The organism is Streptomyces sp. NPDC006510 (assembly GCF_040611955.1).
Classification (GTDB): domain Bacteria; phylum Actinomycetota; class Actinomycetes; order Streptomycetales; family Streptomycetaceae; genus Streptomyces.
In genome coordinates, this window is record NZ_JBEXPH010000304.1 from 1 (window position 1) to 7043 (window position 7043).

At 72.1% G+C, this 7043-nt stretch carries 7 protein-coding genes and 2 pseudogenes; 3 read left to right on the forward strand and 6 right to left on the reverse strand.

Annotation, left to right across the window (positions count from 1 at the left end; all coding sequences use genetic code 11):
* The 3 genes and pseudogenes from ABZY11_RS41630 to ABZY11_RS41640 form a co-directional block, all read left to right on the forward strand.
* Positions 1–227, forward strand: a pseudogene (locus ABZY11_RS41630) (urease accessory protein UreF); the annotation flags it as partial.
* A 27-nt stretch (positions 228–254) separates the two neighbouring features.
* The gene (gene ureG / locus ABZY11_RS41635; RefSeq protein WP_356484154.1) at positions 255–932 is read left to right on the forward strand and encodes an urease accessory protein UreG; all 678 of its coding nucleotides are present in this window, start codon (positions 255–257) and stop codon (positions 930–932) included.
* The gene (locus ABZY11_RS41640; protein ID WP_356484155.1) at positions 929–1696 is read left to right on the forward strand and encodes an urease accessory protein UreD; all 768 of its coding nucleotides are present in this window, start codon (positions 929–931) and stop codon (positions 1694–1696) included. The genes ureG and ABZY11_RS41640 overlap by 4 nt, the downstream gene beginning before the upstream one ends.
* A 40-nt stretch (positions 1697–1736) precedes the next feature.
* On the opposite strand, the gene ABZY11_RS41645 is transcribed toward ABZY11_RS41640, so the two are convergent.
* The 6 genes and pseudogenes from ABZY11_RS41645 to ABZY11_RS41670 all read right to left on the reverse strand — a co-directional run.
* Entirely contained in the window at positions 1737–2786 is a 1050-nt protein-coding gene (locus ABZY11_RS41645; protein WP_356484156.1) for an NAD-dependent epimerase/dehydratase family protein, read from the reverse strand.
* A 64-nt stretch (positions 2787–2850) separates the two neighbouring features.
* Positions 2851–3570 carry a lysophospholipid acyltransferase family protein gene (locus ABZY11_RS41650; RefSeq protein WP_356484157.1) on the reverse strand — a complete coding sequence of 240 codons (720 nt, stop codon included), beginning with the start codon at positions 3568–3570 and terminating at the stop codon, positions 2851–2853.
* A gap of 69 nt (positions 3571–3639) precedes the next feature.
* Complete coding sequence (locus ABZY11_RS41655) at positions 3640–4857, reverse strand: DUF4032 domain-containing protein (protein ID WP_356484158.1); 1218 nt, start codon at positions 4855–4857, stop codon at positions 3640–3642.
* Positions 4858–4961: 104 nt separating this feature from the next.
* Positions 4962–5603, reverse strand: coding sequence for a GntR family transcriptional regulator (locus tag ABZY11_RS41660; RefSeq protein ID WP_356484159.1), 642 nt, complete (start codon positions 5601–5603; stop codon positions 4962–4964).
* Positions 5604–5652: 49 nt separating this feature from the next.
* Positions 5653–6399, reverse strand: a complete 747-nt coding sequence (locus tag ABZY11_RS41665) for an SDR family oxidoreductase (protein ID WP_356484160.1) — start codon at positions 6397–6399, stop codon at positions 5653–5655.
* A 36-nt stretch (positions 6400–6435) separates the two neighbouring features.
* A pseudogene (locus tag ABZY11_RS41670) lies at positions 6436–7043 on the reverse strand (ATP-NAD kinase); the annotation flags it as partial.

Sequence of the window (7043 nt, forward strand, 5' to 3'; positions counted from 1 at the left end):
AAACCGTCAGCGGACCGGCCACCGCGGTCGTCCGCCTGCTCTCCCTCGACCCCTTCGAGGCCACCGCCGTCCTCGCCCGCCTCGCACCCGAACTCGACCGGACGGCCGAACAGGCCGCCGCGGCGGCGCACGGCACCATCGACGCGCTGCCCGCCGCCTCGGCCCCGCTCCTCGACATCACCGCCGAGTCGCACGCGGCCTGGCCGGTCCGCCTGTTCGCCTCGTGACCCCGCACGAATCAGGAGCCGCACCCCATGCACCTCGACCACACCCAGCACGGCCCCGCCGCCGTGAGCGCCGACGCCGCCCGCCCCGACGGAACCCGCCGCGCCCTGCGCATCGGACTCGGCGGACCGGTCGGCTCCGGCAAGACCGCGACCGTCGCCGCCCTCTGCCGGGCCCTGCGCGACCAGCTCTCCATCGCGGTGGTCACCAACGACATCTACACCCGGGAGGACGCCGCCTTCCTGCTGCGCCATGCCGTCCTGCCGCCCGAGCGCATCCAGGCCGTGGAGACCGGCGCCTGCCCGCACACCGCGATCCGCGACGACATCTCCGCCAACCTCGAAGCCGTCGAGGACCTGGAGGACACCGTCGGGCCACTCGATCTGATCCTGGTCGAATCCGGCGGCGACAACCTCACCGCCACCTTCTCCAAGGGACTGGTCGATGCCCAGATCTTCGTCATCGACGTGGCGGGCGGCGACGACATCCCGCGCAAGGGAGGCCCCGGCGTCACCACCTCCGACCTGCTCGTCATCAACAAGACCGACCTCGCCCCGCACGTCGGCTCCGACCTCGGGCGGATGGCCCACGACGCCGCACAACAGCGTGGCCCGCTCCCGGTGGCCTTCACCTCGCTCACCTCCGAGGAGGGTGTCGGGCCCGTCGCCGACTGGGTGCGCGCGCGGCTCGCCGCCTGGACCGCATGAGCATCCAGGCCACCGCCCGGATCACCGCGGCCCTCGACGGGCGGGGCGTCACCGCGCTCCCCGTGCTGCGGGGCGACGGACCGCTCGCCCTGCGCCGGACCCGGGACACGGCCGGGTACGGCGCCCGGGTCACCGTCGTCGGCGCCATGAGCGCACCGCTCGGCGGAGACCGGCTGGCCATCGCGGCTCAGGTCGGCGAAGGTGCCCGGCTCACCGTCGACTCGGCAGCGGCGACCGTGGCCCTGCCGGGACCGGGAAGCGAACCCGCCACGTACGACATCGCGTTGAGCGTGGGGGAGCGGGCCGGGCTGCGCTGGCTGCCGGAGCAGCTCGTCTCGGCGCACGGCAGCGACCTGCGCATGACCACTCGCGTCCGACTCGCCCCCACCGCACGGCTGGTGCTGCGCGAGGAGCAGATCCTCGGCCGCCACGCCGAAGGCACCGGCACCCTCGTCAGCCGCCTCACCGTGCACCGGGCGGGCCGTCCGCTGATCGACCAGCAGATGGCGTACGGGCCGGGAGCCCCCGGCGGCTGGGACGGCGCGGCGGTCCTGGGCGGCCATCGGGCCGTCGGTCAACTCCTCGTCGTGGAACCGGCGTTCGACGAGGAGTGTCTCGAAGTACGGCTGCTGGGGGAGACCGCCGTTTGCACCCCGCTCGCCGGCCCCGCCGTGCTGGTCACGGCCGTCGCCCCCGATGCGCGCCTGCTGCGCGGCGTCCTGGACGACGCGCTGAGCGATCTGCTGGACCCTCCGGCAGGGTGAACACCCCTCAGCGGGAGCGCCTCGGGCCCCGGGACCCGTCTCACCCCCTCCGGTCGTACGCCTCCAGCCAGGCGTCCTCCGCCGCGTAGTCGAAGAGCTTCTCCCCGTACGCCCGCAGCATGGCGGGGAAGGCCACCGTCCAGTCCTTGCCCTCCAGCTGCGCCGCGACCCACTCGACCGTCTCCGGAAGCGACTCCACATAGCCCGTGACCGGCCGGTACCCGAGCTCACGCTCGGCGGCCGTCATGTCGTACACGATGGGGTGAGCGGCGCTCCAGGGCGTCGAGCCGACGCGGTCCTCCCCGGGCGCGCCCGCCATCAGTACGGTCCTGGTGCTGCGGCCGAGCACCGCGTCGACGGCCTCGCCGATCTCCGCGACCGTCGGCGCCTGCGGATCCCCGGCGTTCAGTACCCGTGAACCGGGCCGCAGGGCGGCGAGCCGGATCAGCTCGGCCAGGTTGGAGGCATGGACCGGGTGGAAACGGGACTCCCCGCCGAACGCGAGCACCCGCCGGTCCCGGCCGTCCAGGAGCCGTTTCACGAAATACAGCTCACGCGGCGAGCGGCAGTAGCTCCCATGAATCGCCCCGGCCCGCAGCAGCGTCACCGGCAGCGTGTCCCCGGCCGCCAGCAGATCCCGCTCCAGCTGTATCTTCCGCGTTCCGTAAGTCGTGTCGCCGGCCGGCACGGTGCGCTGCGACTCCGGGATCGGCAGCGGATATCGCGGAGCACCGTCGGGTTCGCCCTGCGTGTCGAAGCTGCGGCCCCGGTCGTCCTCGTACACCGCACCGCTGGAGATCACCACCGCCGAACCGATCCGGTCCGCGAGGCCGGTCAGCTGACGGGCGTGACCCGCGTCGTACGCCACCATGTCGACCAGTACGTCGCAGCCGTCGCCCAGCGCCGCCGCCAGCGCCCCGTCGGCGTTCCGGTCCAGGGCGGTCGTGCGCACCGCCCCGTCCCACCGCGCGTCCCGGCCGCCGCCGAGCGAGGCGGCCGTCACCTCCCAGCCGTCCTCGACGAGCGACTGCACCGCCGCTCGCCCGATCTGTCCCGTCGCACCCAGCACCCATGCGTGTCCCTTGCTCATGAGGGCCACGCTAGGGCCGGGCGGTCACCCGGGCCGGCGAAGTTCACCGAGCGCGGATCCGCCGTCAGCGTCGCAGTTTCGGGAACTTCTTCGACTGCCCCGCCTGTTCGGCCTGCGCGGCCTTCACCTTGGCCGCGTACTCGTCGACGTACTCCTGACCCGAGAGACCCAGGATCGCGTACATGATCTCGTCGGTGACCGCCCGGACCGCGGCCTTCTGGTTCTCCATACCGGCGTAGCGGGAGAAGTCCAGCGGCTCACCGAAGCGGATGGTGACGCGCTTGATGCGCGGGACGGTCTGTCCCGGCGGCTGGATCTCGAACGTGCCCACCATCGCGCACGGCACCACGGGCACCTGCGCGGTGATCGCCATGACGGCCACGCCCACCTTCCCCTTGTAGAGCCGGCCGTCGTGCGAACGGGTGCCCTCCGGATAGATCCCCAGCAGTTCGCCCCGGCTCAGCACCCCGAGCCCTTCCCGGATCGCCGCCTGCCCCGCCTCCTTGCCGGAACGGTCCACCGGGATCTGCCCGATGCTGCGGAAGAAGGCGGCGGTCAGCCGCCCCTTCACGCCCGGTCCGGTGAAGTACTCGGCCTTGGCGAGAAACGTGATGCGCCGCTTGAGGATCGCGGGCATCAGGAAATGGTCGGAGAACGACAGATGGTTGCCGGCGACGATGGCCGCGCCGTCCTCCGGGATGTGCTCCAGGCCCTCGATCCTGGGGCGGAAGAACAAACGCAGAAGCGGCCCGAGGATGACGTATTTGAGCACGTGGTAGAACACGGGGCGGCTCCTAATGCCTCTCGTCTGGATCATGCCCGGCTCGCCGGCGCACAGCTCCGGGAGGGCAGCCTATGTGCAGCTGTCGTCCGGTGTAACCGCCTTCCTGACGTAGTCCTGGACCGCCGCGTCGAGTCCGATGTCGTGCTGGGCCCGCTCGGACAGGTACCAGCGGTGTTCGAGCAGTTCGTGGTAGAGCTCGGCCGCGTCCATCCGGGCGGGCACGTGGTCGCGCGCCGCGCGAACGGTGGGCCGGAAGACCTCCCGGACCCAGCGGTGGGCCAGCACCTCGGTGCGGGCGCCGTGCCGGTCGCCGGGGGCGTAGTCGTCCTGGGTGGCCATCCAGCTCTCCAGGTCGCCCAGCAGCCGCCGCGCCTGGTTCTCCTCCGCGTCCATCCCGGTGAGGCGCAGGAGTTGGCGCTGATGATGGCCGGCGTCCACGACCTTGGGCACGAACGTCACCGTGTCCCCGTGGTCCGAGTGCGATATCTGCATCTCGGCGACGTCGAAGCCCAGGTCGTTGAGACGGCGGATGCGGCGCTCCATGTAATGGTGCTTGCCCGCCGGGTAGACGGAGGTGCGCGTCAGCTCCGTCCACAGCGCCCCGTAGCGCTCCTCGATCTCCAGGCCGAACGCGATCGGGTCGATGGACGGATGCAGCGCGCCGGCCGCCTCCAGGTCGAGCATCTCGCCGCTGATGTTGACCCGCGCGAGCTCGATGTCGTACCCGCGCTGCCCGTCGCTCAGCCGGGGGTGCAGCTCCCCGGTCTCGGCGTCCACGAGGTAGGCGGCGTACGCGCCCGCGTCCCGCCGGAACAGGGTGTTGGACAGCGAGCAGTCCCCCCAGGCGAACCCGGTCAGATGCAGGCGCACCAGGAGGACGGCGAGGGCGTCCATGAGGCGGTGCACCGTCCCGGGGCGCATGGTCGTCTCGAACATCGACCGGTAGGGCAGCGAACCGCCCAGGTGGCGGGTGATCAGGACGGGTTCGAGGGGCGAGCCGTCGGCCTCGGTCCGTCCGGTGACCACGGCGAGCGGGTCGACGGCGGGTATCCCGAGCCGGTCGAGCGTACGCAGGAGTTCGTACTCGCGCAGCGCCGGCCGCTCGGCGAGCTCCTTCACGGCCACGGTCTCCTGGCCCGCTCGCGCGTAGCGAACGACGTGCCGGGAGATACCGCGGGGGAGCGGCACGAGGTACTCGTCGGGCCACTGCTCCAGGGGGATGTGCCAGGGCAGTTCGAGCAGGAGGGCCGGGTGTTCGGGGTTGGTGGCGCTGATCTGCAGAGTCATGCGGTCACAGTCCCTGGGTCGGGCGACGGGTCCACCGTGATCGGACCCCGAAGGGGCGGTGCGGGTCAAGTCCGGTGCCCGACCCGCACCACCGCCGCCCGTGGTCAGTCCTTCAGATGTTCCAGGATCCGGTGCATCCCGCTGCTCCAGTTCTCCTTGAGCGCCGCGACGGCCGCGTCGCGGTCGCCGCGCTGGAGACACTCGGCGATCCGCTCGTGCTCCTCCGCCGAACGCTCCAGGATGTCCTGATCGCCCAGGGCCACCCGCTCGTAGCGGTGCATCGTCACCTTCAGGGAGGTGATCAGCTTCATCAGGCGGTCGTTCGTGCAGCCGGACAGGAGCAGGTCGTGCCACGCGTCGTCGTAACGCTCTATGACGTCGTGCGGCGCCTGCGGGGCCGAGAACGCGCGCGCCTCCTCCAGGAGACGAGGGGCTGTCGCCGCCAGGTGCTCGGGATCGCTGGACTCCAGGGCGAGCGCCTCCAGCGTCGCGACGATCGCGGACAGGTCACGGAACTCCTGTGCGCTGAGCGGTGTGAAGCGGAAGCCCTTGCCGCGCTCGCTGGTGATGACGCCCTCGCGCTCCAGCGTGATCAGTGCCTCGCGCAACGGAGTACGGCTGACGCCGAGTTCGGTGGCCAGCTGCCCCTCGTTGATCGGTTCGCTGGTCGCGATCGTGCCGCGCCCGAGGCGCTTGATCAGTTCCTCCTTGACCTGTTCGCGCAGCGGGCGGTTTTCGATTGGCATGTGAGGCTGCCCTCCCCTTCGGTCCGGTCGATTATCCGCTACCTGCGGGTCACGCGGTACCGGCGCCGTCGACCGGGATGATCGCTCCGCTCAGGAACGCCGAGGCGTCGGAGGCGAGGAACGCCACGGTCTGGGCGATGTCCCGGGGCTGCCCGATCCGGCCGAGCGGCCGGTCGGCGGCGTCGGCGTAGAACGCGTCTGAGCTCTCGCCGAGCTGGCGGGCCTCCTCCGCGAGCATCCCGGTCGCCGTGTCACCGGGGCAGACACAGTTGACGCGGATGTTGTCCGGGCCGTGGTCGATGGCCATGGCGCGGGTCATGTTGACGACGGCGCCCTTCGACGCGCAGTACGAGACGGCCCGGCCGCCGCCGCGGATGCCCCACCCGGAGCCGGTGTTGACGATGGAGCCGCCGCCCCGGGCCGCCATCCCCGGGATCACCAGGCGGCTCATCAGCATCACCGAGCGGATGTTCACGGCCATCACCAGGTCCCAGTCGTCCTCGGTGATCTCGCAGACCGTGGAGCGGCGGATGATGCCGGCGTTGTTGAAGAGGACGTCCACGCCGCCGAACCGCTCCTGCGCCGTGTGCACGACGGCCTCGCAGTCCTCGCGCCGTGACACGTCGCAGCGTACGAAGGTCCCTCCGGTGTCCTTCGCGGTGCGCTCGCCGCCGTCCGTGTCGATGTCGGCGATCACCACGCGGGCGCCGAGCTCGGCGAGGACCTGGGCGGTGGCGCGGCCGATGCCGGCTCCGCCGCCGGTCACGATCGCGCGCTTGCCGTCGAGGGAGATCATCTTGGGCTCCTTGTGTCCGGTGTCAGGGGTACGTGCTCACATGGCCAGGCGGTACAGCGAGGTGCGCCGCCTGCCGGTGATGACGGGAAGGTGGCCGGACAGCTCCGCGTCGAGCGCGTCGTCGCCGGTGTCGAGGAGTAGGGGACGGCCGCCGAGCGCGGCCAGTTTCGCTTCCGTGCACAGCACGAGCAGGCGCTCGCGGCCGCCCGCCGCGCGCAGGACGCGCGGCGAGATCTGCTGGTTGCCGCGGCCGAGGAGGAAGCCCTGGCCGCCGATGGGGGAGAGGGCGATCCAGGCGGGGCCGAGTGCGAGGAGGGCGTCCTCGCCGGCGTCGAGTGCCACGATCCGGGGCGGACGGCCCGGCCGCAGGGCGAGCGCGTCGACTCCGGTGAGCGAGACGTCCGCGCCCAGCGCGGCCGCCACCGCCCGGGTGGTGCTGCCGGGGCCGAGCACCAGCAGCCCGTCCCCGACCCGTTCGGCGACCTCGGCCGCGATCCCGCCGACCGACTCCGGCGCGCCGGCGGTGCTGCCGGTCTTGCGCTGCTGCACCCGGACCGGCACATCGGGCACGGGCAGCCACCCGAAGATCCGGGAGGTGACGCGCCCTTCGCCCAGGGCGTCCTCGTCGCGGTCCATCACCTCGG